Origin of the sequence: Ornithinimicrobium sp. (genome assembly GCF_051004135.1) — a bacterium.
Taxonomy (GTDB): Bacteria; Actinomycetota; Actinomycetes; order Actinomycetales; family Dermatophilaceae; genus Ornithinicoccus.
This window is the reverse complement of the sequence record NZ_JBPCKQ010000247.1, coordinates 35,882-54,409: the sequence shown is the minus strand read 5'-3', so window position 1 is coordinate 54,409 and position 18,528 is coordinate 35,882. Positions and strand designations below refer to the sequence as shown.

The window sequence follows — 18,528 nt, the reverse complement described above, 5'->3', positions numbered from 1 at the left end:
CCACAGCCCTTGCCAAAACGCAGCAAAGCGACTTAAATAACTGCAAACAACCGCAAATGGACGCAACTGAAGGGTAGTGGTTAGGATGGACCCTCGAGCAGTCCGGTGCGGCTCCTGGCCGGCCGCGGTCCTCGGCGTGACGCTGACCGGCGTCATGCTGGCCACCGCGTGGACCTGGTGGAGCGCCGTCCTGGCCGATGCGGCCACCCTGTGGTCGCTCAGTGCTCCGGCGCCCATCCTGGAGGGGACCCTTGTCCTCGTCCGGCTGGCGGCAGCCACCGCGTGGGCCCTATTGACCGCGATCCTGGCGGCGGGCACGGCCGCGGTGTTTCCAGGGCGGCGGGCCGAGCACGACGAGGTCGTCCGTCGCGCCCTGCCTCCCCGGGTTCATGCCCTGGCCTCTCGGGTGGCCACGGCGTTGCTGGTCGCGACCTTCACCAGCCCGGGCCCCTCCTCCGCCGCAGCCGGACCTGGCTTCGTCAACGCAGGCTCGGAGATCTCCTCCACCAGCTCGGTCGGCGAGATAAGCGACGCGCGGCAGAGCCAAGACGATGCCGAGGAGCCTGACGGCCACGATGCGCAGGGCAGTGACGCCAACTGCACCGGCGTCGGGATCCCGGTCCCCGGCTGGCTTCCTGCCTCCCGCGACCACGCAGCGGGGGCCGACGTCACCCTGGTGGCCCGCGGCCAGCACGACGACTTCCTCGTCACGGTGCGGCGGGGCGACACGCTGTGGTCCATCGCTGCCGACCGGCTCGGCGGGTCGGCGACGATCGAGCAGGTGGCGCAGGCCTGGCCGGCGTGGTATGCCGCCAACCGAGACGTGATCGGACCCGACCCGGACCTCATCCTGCCCGGCCAGCAGCTGCACCCGCCGGCCACGTCCCGCGAGGGAGCCCTGCCATGACTGGCGCTGCCGCCCTGCGAGTGCGGCCGATCCCCCGCACCGAACCCCCCGTCGTCCAGCTGCACCCGGAGGACTGGGGCCGGGCGTACCCGTCGGCGCTCGAGGGCGCCTACGTGCAGGGAACCCTCGCCGTCGACTTCGACCCCGCACGCGAGGATGACTTCTTCGGGCCGCAGGCCACCACCGCCAGAGAGCTGCCGGACCCGGGGCCGTGGGCCCGGCAGATGATCCGGGTGGCGCTGGAGATCATCGACGGTGTGCGCCCAGCCGCTCAGCTGAGCCGGTGGCTGACCCCGGAGATCCGCGACCGGCTGTCCCGGCGGGGGTTGCTGGCGCGTCGCCGCAGAGGTCGCCCCTGCCACCCCAACACGGTCCGCACCGTGCTCACGTGTGCCCCCGCGGACGGCGTCGTCGAGATCTCGGCCGTAGTCACCCACGGAGGACGGGTGCGGGCCGTGGCGGTGCGCATGGTCGGCGTGGACCGTCGGTGGCTGATCACGGTCTTCGACCTCGGCTGACCCCCGCCCCCACCGCAGGCCCTAGGACCTGGAGGATCTGGCGGACTTGCGTCGCTCGGCTCGGTTGTGGCCGCGAGCCTCCGCCCGCGTACGCGGAGCGCCGTCGGAGCCGACCTCATGCTCGCTGACCGACCCGTCCTCGCTGGGTGCCGAGTACGTCAAGGTTGCGGGCCGGCCGGTCCGCCCTGCCGCGCCCGCGGTGGCGGCAGCACTCGCGGCGTCCAGGGTCACCCCGCCCTCGCCGGCCGTGCCGGGTTGGTCCGCGCCGTCGGCCCGGGTGACCTCGGCGTGGAAGAGGAAGCGCACCGCCTCCTCCTTGATGGACTCCATCATCGCCTGAAACAGCTGGTAGCCCTCCCGCTGGTACTCCACCAGGGGCTCTCGCTGGGCCATCGCCCGCAGGCCGATGCCCTCCTTGAGGTAGTCCATCTCATAGAGGTGCTCGCGCCACTTGCGATCCAGCACCTGTAGCACGACGCGTCGCTCCACGTCGCGCATGAGGTCCTCCCCGACGCTCACCTCGCGATCGTCATAGGCGTGCTGAGCATCGGAGGTGAGCTGCTCCAGGAGCAGCTCGGGGGTGAGCGCTGCAGCACCACCGGCGGCCGACTCGACCTCCTGCACCGTGATCCCCACCGGGTAGATCCGGCCCAGCTGGCTCCACAGCTCGCTCAGGTCCCAGTCGTCGGCGAAGCCCTGAGCGCTGTTGGCGTGCACGTAGTCGGTCACCACGTCGTTGACGAAGTGCCGCACCTGCTCGTGCAGGTCCTCGCCCTCCAGTACCTTGCGCCGCTCCTCGTAGATGACCTCACGCTGGCGGTTGAGCACATCGTCGTACTTCAGGACGTTCTTACGGGTCTCGAAGTGCTGGGCCTCCACCTGGGTCTGGGCGGAGGCGATGGAGCGGCTGACTACCTTGGACTCGATGGGCACGTCGTCCTCCATGCCTGCCGTGGTCATCACCCGGTCCACGATCGCCGCATTGAACAGGCGCATAAGGTCGTCCTGCAGGGACAGGTAGAACCGGCTCTCACCCGGATCCCCCTGACGCCCGGCACGACCACGCAGCTGGTTGTCGATCCGGCGGGACTCGTGCCGCTCCGTGCCCAGCACGTAGAGCCCGCCCACGTCGCTGACCTCGTCGTGCTCGGTCGCGACCCCGGCCTCGGCCCGTTGCTCAGCCTCGTCCCACGCCGCTTCGTACTCCTCCGGTGTCTCGTGCGGGTCAAGCCCCCGCCGCCGCAGGTCCTCGACCGCCATGAACTCCGGGTTGCCGCCGAGCATGATGTCGGTCCCGCGCCCCGCCATGTTCGTGGCGACCGTCACGGCGCCCTTGCGGCCGGCCTCGGCGACGATCGCCGCCTCCCGCGCGTGCTGCTTGGCGTTGAGCACCTCGTGGGGTATGCCGCGCCGGCGCAGCTGCCCGGAGAGGTACTCCGACTTCTCCACGCTCGTCGTGCCCACCAGGACCGGCTGACCGTCCTGGTGGCGGTCGGCGATGTCCTGGACCACGGCGTCGAACTTGGCCTCCTCGGTGCGGTAGACCAGGTCGGATCGGTCCGCTCGGACCATCGGCCGGTTGGTCCGGATGCTGACGACGCCCACCTTGTAGATCTGGTGCAGCTCGGCCGCCTCGGTCTGCGCCGTGCCGGTCATCCCCGCCAGCTTGTCGTACATCCGGAAGTAGTTCTGCAGGGTGACGGTGGCCAGCGTCTGGTTCTCGTTCTTGATGTCCACCCCCTCCTTGGCCTCGATCGCCTGGTGCATCCCCTCGTTGTAGCGCCGGCCCGCCAACATCCGGCCGGTGTGCTCGTCGACGATCATGATCTGACCGTCCACGTTGACGTAGTCCTTGTCGCGCTTGAACAGCTCCTTGGCCTTGATCGCGTTGTTGAGGTAGCCGATCAGCGGGGTGTTGGCGCTCTCGTAGAGATTGTCGATCCCGAGGTAGTCCTCGACCTTCTCGATCCCGGACTCCAGCACCCCCACGGTCTTCTTCTTCTCATCCACCTCGTAGTCGCCCTGACCGTCCTCACCGCGGTCGAGCCGCTGGACGAGCCGGGCGAACTCGTTGTACCACTTGGTCGCCTGGTCTGCCGGTCCGCTGATGATCAGCGGCGTGCGGGCCTCGTCGATGAGGATGGAGTCGACCTCGTCGACGATCGCGAAATGGTGCCCGCGCTGCACCATGTCGGTCAGCGACCAGGCCATGTTGTCGCGCAGATAGTCGAAGCCGAACTCGTTGTTGGTGCCGTAGGTGATGTCCTTGGCGTACTCCTCCCGGCGCTGGGCCGGGGTCATCGAGGACAGAATCACCCCGGTCTCCAGGCCCAGCGCTCGGTGCACGCGCCCCATCAGCTCGGCCTGGTACTCGGCCAGGTAGTCGTTGACGGTGATGACATGCACACCGTCGCCGGTCAGCGCGTTCAGATAGCAGGGCAGGGTGGCCACCAGGGTCTTGCCCTCACCCGTGCGCATCTCGGCCACGTTGCCCCAGTGCAGCGCCGCACCACCCATCAGCTGGACGTCGAAGTGCCGCTTGCCCAGAGTGCGCTTGGACGCCTCGCGAACAGCGGCGAACGCCTCCGGGATCAGAGCATCGAGCTCCGCACCGTCGGCCAGGCGCTGCTTGAACGTCTCGGTCTCCGCGCGCAGCTCGGCGTCGGTCAACGCCTCGAAGTCGGACTCCAAGGCGTTGACCTGCTGGGCCACGGCCTCGAGGCGGCGGGTGATGCGGCCCTCGCCGGCGCGCAGGATCTTCTCGAAGAGTTTGGGCACACCCCTAGGCTAAGCGCTCATGGCCACAGGGCTCGCACGGCGTCACTCACGTCGGTGCTCAGGGCGGCCGAACCCCCCAGCAGCGTGATCCTCGTCGGGTCCAGCTCGAGCAGCGCCTGTGCGGTGCTGTCCATCAGCCGGTCCTGTCGGGTCAGCAGCAGTGGCGCCGGGATCCGTCCCGCCAGCACACTGCCGCCCAGCGCGTCGGGGAAGTCCTGTCCCGAGGCCAGCAGCACCCGCTCCGACTCCGGCATGAGGGCGGCAATCATCACTGCCGTCTTGTATCGGTCGTTGCCGGCCAGCCGGGACGTGTCGGCTGCGTAGGCCGAGGCGGCCACGAGCACGGCGTAGTCGATCCGGGCCTCTCCGCCGAGGACGACGATGCGATCGGGCGCCAGCTCCTCCAGAGCGGCCGCAGTCTCCGGGGGCAGCTCCTCGTCCTCGGTGAGCAGGACCGGGTCGTTGCCGACCCCCGCGAGCGGGCCGGCAGCCAGCGCGTCGGCGAACACCTCCCCGGAGGCCAGGTAGACGGTGTCGACGTCGGCGGGATCCCAGCGCTCGGCGATCCGGGCCGCTGTGTCGTAGCGGTTGGTCCCGGCGATCCGAGCCGGCGCGGCGCCGGTCAGAGCGGTGATCTCGGCCACCACGGGGAGGCCGATCCGGCGCTCCCCGCCGAGCAGGACCACCTGCTCGGGGTCCAGGTCGGTCAGCGCAGCGGCACTGGCATCCGGAAGGTCGTCGTCCTCGGTCAACAGGACCGCGGCGTCCTCGCGGATCGCCAGCGGCGCTCCGGACAGCGCGTCCGGGAAGACCTGCCCGCTGACGACGTAGACCGTGTCCACAGGTCCGAGCTCGCGGGCGATGTCCGCGGCGGTCGCGTAGCGGTCGACCCCCTCGAGCCGGTCCACCGCACGCTGCACGGGCTGCAGATCCATCCCGACCAGGATCGGGTCGTGGTCGCTGGAGCGGTAGGCATCCGGGGCGTAGAGCGCGTCCTGCGCGTCCTTCTTGAAGGAGGTGTCGTAGTCGAGCAGGCTGGGCTCGTCGGCGTTGATGTGCCACGCGGCGCTGCCCGTCACCTCGGGCAGGGCGCTGGGACTGGCCAGGGCGTAGTCAAGGTAGCCGAGCTGCCCGTCGAAGACGTAGGAGTAGGCGCGCTCGCCCCGCTCCTGGCGCAGCAGGTCGGTCCAGCCGGCCTCACGCAGCACGTCGATCGGGTCTTCCAAGTCATAGGAGTTGAGGTCGCCGATGATCAGCGACTCCGACGACCCCGAGTCCGTCGGGTCTCCGGCCAGCCAGTCGGCCAGTGCCCTTGCCGCGTCGGTGCGCACGCCGTTGCAGTTGCCCTGCCCGTCCGGATCCGTCGGGTCTCCGACGTCATCACACGATGACCCCTTGGACTTCAGGTGGTTGACGGCGACCGTCACCTCACCGCCGGTCTCGTTGTCCTGGAAGGTCTGGGCCAGGGCGGGCCGGTTCTTGCTGTCCAGGAACCGGGGGTCGTCGGCCGAAGTCAGCGTCGCGAAGTCGCCGACCGGGCTCACCCGGGCCGGCCGGTAGACGAAGGCCGTGGTGATCTCGTCGGTGCCGACCGGTCCGGTGGTGATCTCGGCGTAGGTGTCGGCCCCGGCCTGCTCGTTGAGCGCCTGCACCAGGGTGGTCAGCGCCGTGCCGTTGTTCTCGATCTCGATCAGCCCGACCACGTCGGCGTCGAGTCGGGTCAGTGCGGCCACGATCTTGGCCTCCTGGCGCTCGAACTCCTCCGCGTCGTCCGCCCCGCGGCTTCCGAGCGTGGTGAAGTAGTTGAGCACGTTGAAGCTCGCGATGGTGGTGTTGCCCCCAACGCCCGGCACGTCCGGGCGAGGGTTGGCCACGGTGAACTCCGCCCCCTGGGTCGGCTGCACCCGGTAGCGGTCGAACCGGTAGTCCAGCACGCCGGTCGCGTCGGTGACCAGGTCGCCCCCGCGGAACCCATTGTCCATCGTGAACTCCTCGCCGTTGGGGTGGATCGCGGGATCGGGGTTCTGCGCACTACGCCCGTCGTCGAGTGTGATCCGGGACAGCGCGTTGGCCTGCACGAGGGCTTCCGCGTCGGCCGAGCCGGGCTCGAAGACCGCCGTGGGCTGGAACTGACGGTCCGTGCCCAGCGCGATCTCGCCGAAGCGCCCGTAGTTGAAGTACTCCAGGATCGCCAGGGACTGCGGCAGCGTGACGTACATCCCCTCCGTGCTCTCCAGCTCGGCGTCGTCGGTGGGCAGCGTCACCGCCACCGGCCCGGGCAGCGTGGCCCCGACGGCGCAGACCTGGACCTCGGAGGCCGAGATCTGGGTCATCTCGTTGAACTCGCCGGCGGTGCCCGTGACCCGCACTCGGTCACCCTGGCCGACGTCGGCCCCGGAGGGCGCATAGACGAAGATCCCGTCGGACGTCGCAGGGTCGCCGTCACCGCCGTCCTGCACGTAGTAGCCGTTGAAGCCGCCCTCCTGGAAGTCGCCGACCACGACCCCCTCGACACTCACGCTCTGCCCGGCCAACGGGGTCTGCTCCCCGGGGCCCTGGACCTGCCCGATGACGGTGGCCGGTTCGCCGCAGTCCTGAGGCGGCGGCGGTGGCGCGGTGCCCGAGCAGTCGGTCGTGTGCGCCCCGAGACCGTCGAAGGTGTCCCGGGCGAACGCGGTCCACTCGGCGGCCGGGTCGAAGGCGTCGTCGACGACCGTGTCGCCGGCGCACACCGAGGCCATCCGGCGCAGCGTCATGTTCTGGGTGCTCACCTGACCGGAGGTCCAGGCCGATCCGGGGTCGACCCCGACCTGGCCGAGCGAGTCGACCACGCCGCCGGGCCCGCGCAGCACCACCGCGTCGTCGCCGTTCCAGAATCCGCCGGTCGCGGTCTGGTCGGCGAGGCTCGCCAGGTCCTCGTGGGCGTGGACGAAGGTGTCGCCGTCGGCCACTGAGCCCGTGAGCGCCACCGGCGTGGTGTCCGTGGCCCCGTTGAAGTAGACCTCGAGCACGTACCCACTCAGGTCGACCGGAGCCCCGGTCCCGTTGTAGAGCTCGACCGCCTTGTTGTTGCCGCTGCCCTCGACATACTCGCTGATGATCAGGTCCGCCGGCTCCTGGGCGGTCGCGGTGACCGGCACCAGCACCCCGGCACCGGCGAGGCCGAGCACGCCGATCAGCGCGGGGAGCAGACGGGTGGGCGAGGGGGCCTTCGGCATGGTCGCTCCGCAGGTTGGTCGAGGACGCTCGGACGAACCGAGACTAGGGCACAGTCACTGCTCGTGCAGCAGCGCCAGACGAACGAGGGATGACATCTGGGTGACGCTCACGGGAGTGCCACCCGGGCGAGGCCCAGCCACTGCGCGAGCGCATCCAGCTCGGCGTAGAGCTCCCGCAGGGTGTCCGGCGGGGCGTCCGGCTCCAGGTGCAGGGCGCGCACCAGCAGTCGGCCCCCTTCACGATCGGCCTTGAGGTCCACCCGGGCAGCCAGTCGATCACCGAGCAGGAAGGGCAGCACGTAGTAGCCGTGCACCCGGCGGGCGGCGGGGACGTAGATCTCGAGCCGGTAGCGGAAGCCGAAGAGTCGCTCGGTGCGCTCGCGCTGCCAGATCAGCGAGTCGAACGGACTGAGCAGTGCTCGGGCGCGCACGGAGCGGGGGCGGCGCGCGGTCGGGTCGAGGTAGGCCGGCCGGTCCCAACCACGGATCGCCACCGGCTCCACCTCCCCCTGGTGCAGCAGAATTGCAAGTGCCTCGCGGGAGCGGTCCGGTCGCAACCGGAAGTAGTCGCGCAAGCACGGCTCGGTGCCGATCCCGTGTGCGCGGATCGACCGGCGCATCAGCTGCACGGCGCACTCCTGGTCATCGGGCGCGCTTCCCTGACCGGGGGCCCGGGCGAGGACCTCCGCGGGCAGGACGTGCTCAGGCATGGCATACCGGCGCTCGAACTGCGCCGTGCGTCCCGCGCTGGTCACCCGGGTCAGCAGGAAGAGGTGCTCGACGCACGTCTTGACGGCCGACCAGTTCCAGCCCCATCCGTCGGTGCGGCGCTGCGCGCCGTGCGGCAGATGCTGCTCCACGGCCCGGGCGGTGAGCGGGCCGTGAACCGCAACGACGTCGAGCACGGCCTCGAGCAGACCCGGGTGGCGATCCTCGATCTCGGCGCTCCAGCCCTGCACCCTTGGCGTTCGCGACCGGTAGCCGAGGTAGGGCCAGGTGGTGACCGGCACCAGACTCGCCTCATGGGCCCAGTGCTCGACGAGGGCCCGGCCCTTCGCGGTCGGGACCTCGCCTGTGCCGTGGGACCTGCCATCCCGGAGCGCGTCGAGGCCGGCCTGCTCGTAGGAGCCCAGCCGGGACCAGAACGGCAGGTAGTGGCTGCGCGCCAGCACGTTGACGCTGTCGATCTGCACCACCTGGAGGCGGGCTGCGGTGCCCACCAGGTGCCGGCGCGTCACCGGTCCCGCGGGCGTCGGGCGACCGAAGCCCTGCGCGGCCAGCGCGATGCGGCGAGCCTGGGCCACGCTGAGCGTCGGGGTCACGTCGCTGGAGCCTAGGCCCGAGCACCGACATCGGGCGGGCACCCTGCCCCGCCCGTCGTCGAGTCAGCCGGCGGCAGCCGGCTGGACACGACTGTCGGTGGTCTCGCTCGCGTGGTCGGCGTCGTCGACTCCGTCGAGGCGAAGCACACCGTAGGACCAGCCGCGCCTGCGGTAGACGACGCTCGGCGTGCCCGAGTCGGAGTCGTGGAAGAGGTAGAAGTCGTGACCGACGAGCTCCATCTGACTCAGCGCCTGGCCCACCGACATGGGGGCGGAGGAGTGGGTCTTCTCGCGCAGCTCGATCGGGCTGTTGCCCTCGGTCCCCAGATCCCGGTCGACGGCCTCCTCGGCCGTGGGGGCCTCCTGCTCCTCCGGCTCGACCAGCGGCTCGGTCGGCAGACCGAACGTCGCCTCGGCGACGGACGCCGGTCGATGCTTGCCCGTGCGGCTGATCCGCCGCTTGTCGTGAGCCCGGCGCAGTCGCTCGGTGAGCTTGCCCATCGCGAGGTCGAGCGCGGCATACTCCTCGTCGGCGCTGGCCTCGGCGCGCACGACGGTGCGCTTGATGTAGCAGGTGATCTCCACGCGCTCACTGCTCTTGGCCAGGCGAGGGTTGGCCTCGGTGGTCAGCACCACCTCGATCCGCGAGACGCTGGGGGCCAGCTGGGGGATCTTGTCGAGCTTGTCGTCGAGATGACGGCGGAAGCGGTCGGAGACCGCCTTCCTCCGTCCGGTCACGGTCACATCCATGGGTGCTCCTTTGAAGAGGGTTCGGGGTCCGGGGCTGGTGCGCTGCCCTCATCGCGTCTGGCCCCACCCCCCAGCCCTCGCACCGAGCAGGTGCGGCGTCGACGACGGGGGGTGTCCCATGCACCCCACCCTAGACCGCCCTGCCGATGCCCGCCGGGATGTCATTCTGGTGATGACCCCGGTCATCTTCGTCATCGCCGTCGTGCTGACCTCGTGCACGACGCACCATCAGGCGTGCCGGTGGGTGGCGGCCAGGGTGACCGCGACGACGTCCGCGGCGCCCGCAGCGCGCAGTGCACGGGCGGCCTCGCTCAAGGTTGCGCCAGTGGTCACGACGTCGTCGACCACCACGGCCAGGGCGCCGTCCACCGACGCGGTATGGCGGGCGGACACCGTCATCGCGCCGCGCAGGTTGGCTCCCCGCTCCCGCGCGCCCAGCCCAGCCTGGTCGGCCACGGCCCGGGACAGCCCCAGAGCGGGCAGAGCCTGAACCTCGGGCTCTGCGGCAACGGCACGCAGGCTACGGGCCAGCAGGTCCTGAACCGGCCACCGACCGCGCCGCGCGGTCCCGGCCCGAGCGGAGGGAGCCGGCACGACATACACCTGCCTGCCGCGGCGCAGACCGGCGCGGATCCCGGGACCACCACGCAGGGCTGCGGCGAGCCCGCCGGCCAGCACCGCCGCGAGCACACCGGTCAGGTCCACCCGGTCCTCGTCCTTCCACGCCACCACGCAGGAGCGCACCGCCCCCTCGTACGGCAGGCAGGACCACGTCGGAGGCAGTTCCCGCGGCGCCGGCGTGGGCCACCACCGCGCGGGCTCCGCCCGACCGAGGACCCTCCGACAGTCACCGCACAGGCGCGCCCCACCTGCCGCGCAGCCGGCGCACACCACCGGCAGCCCCAGGTCGAGCAGACCCTGCAGCACCGGCAACACACCTCTGGCTCCCTGTCCAGGCACGCCACACAGCCTGTCACCTGCCGCGTGCCGGCAGCAGCCGTCCGGGCGGACTGTGGACAGCCCCGGCTCAGCCGACCGGCACGATCAGGGCATCGCCGTTGCGGTAGGAGTACCACCCGCCCCCGGACCGGTTGAAGATCTTCCCGTCGGTGGTCACCAGGAACAGCTCGGCCCCCTCTCCGTCGGGGACGGCGCGCAGCTGCTGGGACGACGACTCGGCAGGAAGCTCACCGATCCAGCCGTTCAACGGCACCTGGTATGGGGTGAGGATCTCCTCCTGCGCGGCCATGCCCAGCACGGCCAGCGACGTGGATGTGGCCCAGGCGACCGTGCTCACCGTTTCGAGGTCCCGCGCGACCGGGCGCGGCTCGGTCAGGGCTAGCGCGGTGCCGTCGCGATCACGGACGACCCCGACGACGCCGACGCTCTGCCGCCCGCTCGACTCGTCCTGCAGCAACACCACGCCACGTTGGGCGTCCGGGGCGAGGCGTAGGTCCTGCACGAGCGTGCCCGCCTGCAACCAGGGGGTCTGCACCCGCCGGGCCACGGCGTCCAGGGGGTCACCTCGGTCGAGCACCCAGACCCTCGGGCCGGTGGCCGACTGCCCGGCGACCCAGAGTGCTCCTGTGCGGTCGAAGGCAGGCGGCGACAGGTCGGTGCCGATCTCCTCCCTCGAGACCTCCTGATCCCCACGCCAGCGCCACAGCGTCGCATGGTCGCGGCTGATCGCGGCGAACTCATCGAGCCCGGCGTTGGTGGCCAAAGCCTCCCAGCGCACCGAGGGTCGCGGCAGGTCGAGGTCGTCGGCCCGCGCGGCGGAGAGGTTGTCCAGTGCGTAGTTGGTCGCATCGACGGGGGTGAGCTCCTCGCGCACCCGCAGCACGGCGACCTCCACGGCCGGGTCGACATCCCGGTAGCCGAGGTCGGTCACCGAGGCAACCGGGGAGCGGAGGCCGGGCACCTGGACCGGGGTGCCGTTGAGCTGCAGGTCGACTGAGCGCACCCCACCTGCCTGGGTGAGGGCGTAGACGAGCTGTGCCCACAGCAGTCTCATCATCTCGGGGTCCTCCCCCAACCCTGGAGCCCGCAGGTTGACCGTTGCCACCCCGCTCGCCGCGTCCACGGGAACCGACCCGGCGATCAGCTCGGTCTGGTCGTCCGGCGCGGTGACCACGGCGCCCGCCAGGTAGTCGGGCACCGGGTCCAACACTCCGCGGGCCAGCGCCGTCGGCAGTCCGTCGTCCCGGGCGAAGTACCGCACGTCCGGCACCAGCACGTCCTGGGTGCCTGCGCCGTAGCCGATGGAAGCGGTGCGGAACTGCCGCTCGAAGTCGCTGGCCGACAGCCACAGACCGAACTCCTCGGGGAAGGACTCGATGCGCCACTCCCCCTGGACCAGGGTGAGGGAGAAGGATCCCGCTCGGGTGGTCTCCGCGGGAAACTCCCGAAGCAGGCCGTCGCCGTCGAGCTCCCCCCGAGCCAGTGCACTGACCTCGATCTCGCCTTCGTCGACCGCCTCGTAGTCGGGCTCTCCGTCCAGGACCAGCACGTGGTCGGTGGGGACCCAGGACTCGCTCAACCCCTCGGTCAGGTGGGTCCGGGCCACCTCATAACCGTCGGCGAAGCCCACGCTGGCCAGGAGGAACCCGCGGACGACCTGCTGCGGGCTGGCTCCGGGCACGGGAGGGTCGGGCTGGGCCTGCACCAGCTGGCGGGGCTGCCCGAGCACGGCTTCGCCCGGGCGCGGGGAGCGGTCGGTGGGCAGACCCGTGCAGGCCGTGAGCGTGAGCAGTCCGACGAGCAGGGCCACGACCAGCCGGCACAGGACGCGAGGGGGCGAGGTCATCGGCGCGGCGCCCCCCGCTGCCCCGCAGTGACCCGGCCGCTCCCGGACCGGGGCGTCTCCCACTGCTCGGCGCAGGGCACCTCGAGGGCCTCGCCCGAGGTCAGGTTCTGGGTCACGGGCAGGACCAGGCGGAAGCAGGCACCCTGACCGAGGCGCCCGGTGGCGTGCAGCCCACCACCGTGCGCCGCCGCGTCTTCACGGGCGATGGCCAGACCGAGCCCGGTGCCCCCGGTGGTCCGGGTCCGGGCCGCGTCTGCGCGCCAGAAGCGCTCGAAGACCCGCTCGAACTCCTCCGGCGCCAGCCCCACGCCGTGGTCGCGCACGCAGAGCACGACGACGTCGCCGCAGCGGCGCAACCGGATGTCGATGGGCTTGCCCTCCCCGTGCTCGAGCGCATTGACGACGAGGTTGCGCAGCACCCGGGCGATCCTGCGCGCGTCCATCTGCACCGGCATCCCCGACTGGTCACACCTCACCCGGACGACACTGCCGGATCGTTGCACCAACGGCGCGACGGTCGCCAGGACCTCATGGGTCAGGGCGAGCAGATCGCCCGGCACCGCCTCGATCACGGTGGTCCCCGAGTCGTACCTGCTGATCTCCAGCAGCTCCTCCAGCAGCTCCTCGAAGCGGTCCAGCTCGCCGTGCAGCAGCTCGGCCGACCGGGCCACCGGCGGCGCGAAGTCGGCACGGGACAGGTGCAGCATCTCCCCCGCCATCCGGATCGTGGTCAAGGGGGTGCGCAGCTCGTGCGAGACGTCGGAGACGAACCGCTGTTGCACCTGGGACAGCTGCTCCAGCTGTTGGATCTGTCGCTGCAGCCCGTCGGCCATGGTGTTGAACGACATGGCCAGCTGCGCGAGCTCGTCGGTCCCGCGCACCGGGAGTCGCTCGTCGAGCTCGCCGCGCGCCAGGTCCTGGCTGACGGCGGCCGCCTGACCGACCGGCTCGGTGACCAGTCGGGTGGCCAACCAGGCCACGCCCCCGACGAGCAGGAGCAGGAGCACCCCTCCGACGAGGAACCACTCCCGGATCAGGTCGAGGATCTCCTGCTCACGGTCCATCGGATAGATCAGCACCAGGTCGTGCGGACCTGCGCGCGGGATCTGCACCCGGGAGCCCACCATCACCACCGGCGCCTGGTCGGCCCGATCCGAGGCCTGCAGACGCGTGACGAACACCTGCTGCAGGTTCGGGTCCTGGCTCAGCGCCTCCCGCAAGGGCAGCGGGACGACGGACGTGCCGATCCCGCCCAGCGTCACCGAGGTGATCCGGGCGTCCCGCTCGTTGTCCAGAGACCGGGTCAGCACCGCGAGCCGCTGATCGCGCTGCGCGCCAGGGGCCATCTGGTTGATGATCTCGTATGCGGCCTCCGACAGCCCACCGTCGTCGCGGCGGTCGGTGGTGTCCAGCTGCTCCTGGGCCAGCTGCACCTGACTGGCCGCGTCGGCCTCGGCGTTGGCGACGGCCTGGTCCACGAGCCCGTTGGCCACCCGCTGGTAGAGCAGCGTGCCGATCAACGTGGTGAGCACGGTGCCCAGCACCATGGTTGAGACGATGACCCGGACGCGCAACGAGGACTGCCACCAGCCGGCGACCCGGGCCCCGGCCCGCGCCACCGGTCCAGGGTCAGCTCCCGCCTGCTTTGTATCCGACACCACGCACCGTCACCACGATCTGCGGGTTGTCCGGGTCCTTCTCCACCTTGGAGCGCAACCGCTGGACGTGGACGTTGACCAGCCGCGTGTCACCCGCGTGCCGGTAGCCCCAGACCTGCTCGAGCAGCGACTCGCGGTCAAAGACCTGCGTCGGCTTGCCGGCCAGCGCGACCAGCAGGTCGAACTCCAGCGGCGTCAGCGGCACCACCTCCTCGCCCCGGGTCACCGAGTGTCCCGCTACGTCGATCACCAGGTCGCCGATCTGCAGCCGCTCCTCGCGGTGCCGGTCCAGTCGCCGCAGGCGGGCCCGGACCCGGGCCATCAGCTCCTGGGGCTTGAACGGCTTGACGACGTAGTCGTCGGCCCCGGCCTCGAGCCCGGAGACGACGTCCTGGGTGTCCGTCCGGGCCGTGAGCATCACGATGGGGACACCGGACTCGGCCCGCAGCTGTCGGCATACCTCCACGCCGCCCAGGGTCGGCAGCATGACGTCCAACAGGACCAGGTCGGGCCGGTACTCGCGGAACATCGTCATCGCCCGGCCACCGTCCGCGCAGTGCGCTACGTCGAGGTCCTCCTTGCGCAGGACGATGCCGAGCATCTCGGCCAACGCCTGGTCGTCGTCGACGACGAGGACACGGGGATTCACGCAAACCACCTCACGGGGAGTGCCTCAGTAGCGGTAGTGATCGGACTTGTAGGGGCCGTTCACATCCACCCCAAGATACTCTGCCTGCTCTTTGGTCAGCTCGGTCAGCTCGGCACCCAACGCCTCCAGATGCAGCCGGGCGACCTCCTCGTCGAGCTCCTTGGGCAGGACGTGCACCCCCAGCGGGTAGTCCTCCGGACGGGTGAAGAGCTCGATCTGGGCGAGGGTCTGGTTGGCGAAGGAGTTGGACATCACGAAGCTCGGGTGCCCGGTGGCGTTGCCGAGGTTCAGCAACCGACCCTCGGAGAGCACGATGATCGAATGCTGGTCTTCGGACTCCTCGCCCTGGCCGGGGATGATCCACTCGTGCACCTGCGGCTTGATCTCGATGCGCTGCACACCCGGGATCCGGGACAGCCCGGTGATGTCGATCTCGTTGTCGAAGTGACCGATGTTGCCCACGATCGCCTGGTTCTTCATGCCTCGCATGTGCTCGGCGGTGATGACGTCGAGGCAGCCGGTGGTGGTGATGAAGAAGTCGGCGCTGGCCAGGACGTCCTCCAGGCGAGCGACCTGATAACCCTCCATCGCTGCCTGCAGGGCACAGATGGGGTCGACCTCGGTCACCACGACCCGGGCACCCTGCCCGGCCATGGCCTCGGCGCATCCCTTGCCCACGTCACCGAAGCCGCACACGACCACGGTCTTGCCGCCGATGAGGGTGTCCGTGGCCCGGTTGATCCCGTCGATGAGGCTGTGCCGGGTGCCGTACTTGTTGTCGAACTTGGACTTGGTGACCGAGTCGTTCACATTGATCGCGGGGAAGAGCAGCCGGTCCTCCTCCATCATCTGGTAGAGCCGGTGCACCCCGGTGGTGGTCTCCTCGGTGACCCCGCGGATGCCCTCGGCGACCGTGGTCCACCGGGTCGGGTCCTGGGCCATCGAGTCGCGCACCGTGGCCAGGATCACCTTCCACTCCTCGGGGTCGTCGGCCGCCTCGGACGGGACCACGCCGGCCTGCTCCCACGAGCGTCCGTTGTGCACCAGCAGGGTGGCGTCCCCACCGTCGTCGAGGATCATGTTGGGACCGCTGCCGTCCGGCCACATCAGGATCTGGGTGGTGCACCACCAGTACTCCTGCAGCGTCTCGCCCTTCCAGGCGAAGACCGGCACCCCCTGCGGGCTGTCCACCGATCCCTCCGGCCCGAGGACGGCCGCGGCGGCGGCCTCGTCCTGGGTCGAGAAGATGTTGCAGGAGGCCCAGCGGACCTCCGCCCCCAGGGCGGTCAGGGTCTCGATGAGCACGGCCGTCTGCACCGTCATGTGCAGTGAGCCGGCGATGCGGGCACCGGCGAGCGGGCGACTCGATGAGTACCGCTCGCGTAGGGCCATCAGGCCGGGCATCTCGTGCTCGGCGAGCCGGATCTGGTGGCGCCCGGCCGGGGCAAGGGCAAGGTCGGCGACCTTGAAGTCGAACGTCATGAGGTATGCAGCATCCTTCGTCGTGGGGGTCGTGCGGAAGTGTCGAGGGCTCGGTCAGGTCTTGCCGGCGTCCCAGCTGGGGGCGGTCTCGGCGTCCTGGTGTCCGAGGTCGGGCTCCAGATACATGGTGAGCTGCAGGTCGGGCAGCGCGTCGCGGGCCCGCTTCTCGGCGGCGTTGATCTGCGCAGCGATGTCCTCGCCCCGCTCGCCCCGGTCGACGCGCAGCTTGGCGGCCACCAGCAGCGCCTCGGGCCCGATGTGCAGGGTGCGCAGGTGCATGACCTCGGTCTCCCGCACGGAGCCCTCGCCCTGCAGGGCCGAGCGGATGGTCTTGTTGTTCTCCGGGGTGGCCGACTCCCCGAGCAGCAGCGACTTCATCTCGATGGCCAGGATGATCGCCACGGTCACGAGCAGCAGGCCGATGCAGGCGGTGCCGGCGACGTCCCAGTACGCGTTGTCGGTCAACAGACTCAGGCCGATCCCGATCAGGGCCAGCACGAGGCCGACGAGCGCGGCGAGGTCCTCGAGCAGGATCACCGGCAGCTCCGGGGACTTGGCCCGGCGGATGAACTGGACCCAGGACTTCGAGCCGCGCACGTGGTTGCTCTCCTTGATCGCGGTGCGGAAGGAGAACGTCTCCATCACGATCGCGGCGCTCAGGACCAAGATCGGCACCCACCACCACTGGCTCTCCAGCAGCTTGTCGGGCTCGCCCGCGTGCACCGACTCGTACTTGTGGTAGGCCTCGTAGAGCGCAAACAGCCCGCCCACGCTGAACAGCACGATCGCCACGATGAAGGAGTAGACGTAGCGTTCCCGCCCGTAGCCGAACGGGTGCTCGCTGGTGGCCTCCCGCTGGGCCCGCTTACCGCCCAGCAGCAGCAGGCCCTGGTTGCCCGCATCGGCCACCGAGTGGATCGCCTCAGCCAGCATCGAGCTCGCGCCCGTCAGCAGCCAGGCCCCGAACTTGGTGACCGCGATCCCGGAGTTGGCCAGCAGCGCGGCGATGACTGCCTTGGTCCCGCCCTCAGTCGACATGGGCACCATCGTAAGGGCCGGGCAGGTCCAGACCGAGCAGCGCGTTCTCGACGACCTCGGCCAGGGCCGGGTGGATCCAGTACTGGCTCTGCGCCAGGTCGTGCACCGGGCGGCGCGAGCTCATCGCCTGGATCAGCGGCTGGATCAGGCTGGAGGAGTGCGGACCCATCAGGTGCGCCCCGAGCAGCTGGGCGGTGTCGCGGTCGGCGACGAGCTTGCAGATGCTGGTGGTGTCCTCCATCGCCCAGCCGTATGCGGTGTCCCCGAACGGCTGGACCTTCACCGTGACGTCGTGGCCGGCCTCGCGTGCCTCCCTCTCGGTCATCCCCACCGAGGCCAGCTGGGGATGGGTGAACACGGTCGCCGGGACGGCGTGATGGTCGACCCGCCGCAGGTCCTGCGGATGGGCGAGGTTGTGGGCGACCACCCGGGCCTCGTGGTTGGCGACGTGCTTGAGCTGGTAGGGCGAGGACACGTCACCGAGGGTCCAGACGCCCTCGGCGGTCGTGCGGCCGTGCTCGTCGGCGATCACCCGGCCGTCGTCGTGACACTCGATCCCCGCGCGGTCCAGGCCCATGTCGTCGGTGTTGGGCTTGCGCCCGGTGGCCACCAGCAGCAACCCAGCCTCGATGCTCGTGCCGTCGGTGAGGTCGAGGTGAACTCCCCCGCCGGCGAGCGTGCGCAGGGCAGCGGCCCTGACCCCCAGATGCACATCCCACGAAGCGCGCGCCTGCTCGGTGAACGCCGCGCTGATCTGCTCGTCCTGGGCGCGCAACAGCCGGTCGCCCCGGTTGACGATGTGCACCTGCACCCCGAGGGCCGAGAAGACGTGGGCGAACTCCGCGGCGATGTAGCCACCCCCCAGAATCACCATCGAGGCGGGAAGTGTGTCGATCCGCATCACGGTGTCGGAGGTGTGGAAGTCGACCCCGGAGTCCAGCACCACGTCCGGCACCCGCGGCCGGCTACCCGTGGCCACCACCACCTGGTCCCCGCTGATCCGGGCCCTCTCGCCGCCGGGCAGGTCGGTGATCTCCAGCTCGCGAGGGCCGACGAAGCGGGCCCGGCCCAGGTATGCCGTGGTCGGACCGGTGAGCCGGTAGTCGCGTCCCGCCTCGCTGATCGGGTCGATCCGGCCGAAGATCCGGTCTCGGATGTCGGTCCAGCGCACCTGGTCGATCATGGCGTCGATGCCGTAGCGGGAGGCCTCGCGGATCGAGGTGGCGACCTCGGCGGCATACACGAACATCTTGGTCGGGATGCACCCGACGTTGAGGCAGGTGCCGCCGAAGGTGCCCTGCTCGACCACGGCCACCCGCTTGCCCTCGAATTCAGGGGTGACCAGGGAGTTGCCGGAACCGCTGCCGAGGATGACCAGGTCGAAGTGGGAGGCACGCACAAC

13 protein-coding genes are annotated in these 18,528 nt (G+C 70.4%); 2 read left to right on the top strand and 11 right to left on the bottom strand.

Annotation, left to right across the window (positions count from 1 at the left end):
* Window positions 1–85 precede the first annotated feature (85 nt).
* Together ACR2FV_RS17810 and ACR2FV_RS17805 are read left to right on the top strand one after the other, a co-directional pair.
* The gene (locus tag ACR2FV_RS17810) at window positions 86–907 is read left to right on the top strand and encodes a LysM peptidoglycan-binding domain-containing protein (RefSeq protein ID WP_434017046.1); all 822 of its coding nucleotides are present in this window, start codon (window positions 86–88) and stop codon (window positions 905–907) included.
* Window positions 904–1,425: an Rv3235 family protein gene (locus ACR2FV_RS17805; protein WP_434017045.1), complete on the top strand. Its 522-nt coding sequence runs from the start codon at window positions 904–906 to the stop codon at window positions 1,423–1,425. Before ACR2FV_RS17810 ends, ACR2FV_RS17805 begins: the two co-directional genes overlap by 4 nt.
* Window positions 1,426–1,446: 21 nt before the next feature.
* Here ACR2FV_RS17805 and secA read toward each other — a convergent pair whose 3' ends face one another.
* The 11 genes from secA to mtr all read right to left on the bottom strand — a co-directional run bounded on the left by secA (window position 1,447) and on the right by mtr (window position 18,525).
* Window positions 1,447–4,203, bottom strand: a complete 2,757-nt coding sequence (gene secA / locus ACR2FV_RS17800) for a preprotein translocase subunit SecA (RefSeq protein WP_434017044.1) — start codon at window positions 4,201–4,203, stop codon at window positions 1,447–1,449.
* 17 nt (window positions 4,204–4,220) lie between these two features.
* Complete coding sequence (locus ACR2FV_RS17795) at window positions 4,221–7,421, bottom strand: ExeM/NucH family extracellular endonuclease (protein ID WP_434017043.1); 3,201 nt, start codon at window positions 7,419–7,421, stop codon at window positions 4,221–4,223.
* Between the two features lie 107 nt (window positions 7,422–7,528).
* Window positions 7,529–8,743 carry a winged helix-turn-helix domain-containing protein gene (locus tag ACR2FV_RS17790; protein WP_434017042.1) on the bottom strand — a complete coding sequence of 405 codons (1,215 nt, stop codon included), beginning with the start codon at window positions 8,741–8,743 and terminating at the stop codon, window positions 7,529–7,531.
* Window positions 8,744–8,806: 63 nt separating this feature from the next.
* Window positions 8,807–9,493, bottom strand: coding sequence for a ribosome hibernation-promoting factor, HPF/YfiA family (gene hpf / locus ACR2FV_RS17785; RefSeq protein WP_434017041.1), 687 nt, complete (start codon window positions 9,491–9,493; stop codon window positions 8,807–8,809).
* A 228-nt stretch (window positions 9,494–9,721) separates the two neighbouring features.
* On the bottom strand, window positions 9,722–10,429 hold the full coding sequence (locus ACR2FV_RS17780; protein ID WP_434017040.1) for a ComF family protein: 708 nt from the start codon (window positions 10,427–10,429) through the stop codon (window positions 9,722–9,724).
* A gap of 91 nt (window positions 10,430–10,520) precedes the next feature.
* Window positions 10,521–12,299, bottom strand: a complete 1,779-nt coding sequence (locus ACR2FV_RS17775; RefSeq protein WP_434017039.1) for an LpqB family beta-propeller domain-containing protein — start codon at window positions 12,297–12,299, stop codon at window positions 10,521–10,523.
* Complete coding sequence (gene mtrB, locus ACR2FV_RS17770; protein ID WP_434017038.1) at window positions 12,296–13,918, bottom strand: MtrAB system histidine kinase MtrB; 1,623 nt, start codon at window positions 13,916–13,918, stop codon at window positions 12,296–12,298. The genes ACR2FV_RS17775 and mtrB overlap by 4 nt, the downstream gene beginning before the upstream one ends.
* Before the next feature lie 10 nt (window positions 13,919–13,928).
* Window positions 13,929–14,606 carry an MtrAB system response regulator MtrA gene (gene mtrA / locus ACR2FV_RS17765; RefSeq protein WP_434017037.1) on the bottom strand — a complete coding sequence of 226 codons (678 nt, stop codon included), beginning with the start codon at window positions 14,604–14,606 and terminating at the stop codon, window positions 13,929–13,931.
* Window positions 14,607–14,630: 24 nt separating this feature from the next.
* Window positions 14,631–16,088, bottom strand: a complete 1,458-nt coding sequence (ahcY, locus tag ACR2FV_RS17760) for an adenosylhomocysteinase (protein ID WP_434017036.1) — start codon at window positions 16,086–16,088, stop codon at window positions 14,631–14,633.
* 54 nt (window positions 16,089–16,142) lie between these two features.
* Window positions 16,143–17,126 (bottom strand): cation diffusion facilitator family transporter, encoded by a 984-nt coding sequence (locus ACR2FV_RS17755; RefSeq protein WP_434017035.1) that lies wholly within the window; start codon window positions 17,124–17,126, stop codon window positions 16,143–16,145.
* Complete coding sequence (gene mtr / locus ACR2FV_RS17750) at window positions 17,116–18,525, bottom strand: mycothione reductase (RefSeq protein WP_434017034.1); 1,410 nt, start codon at window positions 18,523–18,525, stop codon at window positions 17,116–17,118. The genes ACR2FV_RS17755 and mtr overlap by 11 nt, the downstream gene beginning before the upstream one ends.
* Window positions 18,526–18,528 lie beyond the last annotated feature (3 nt).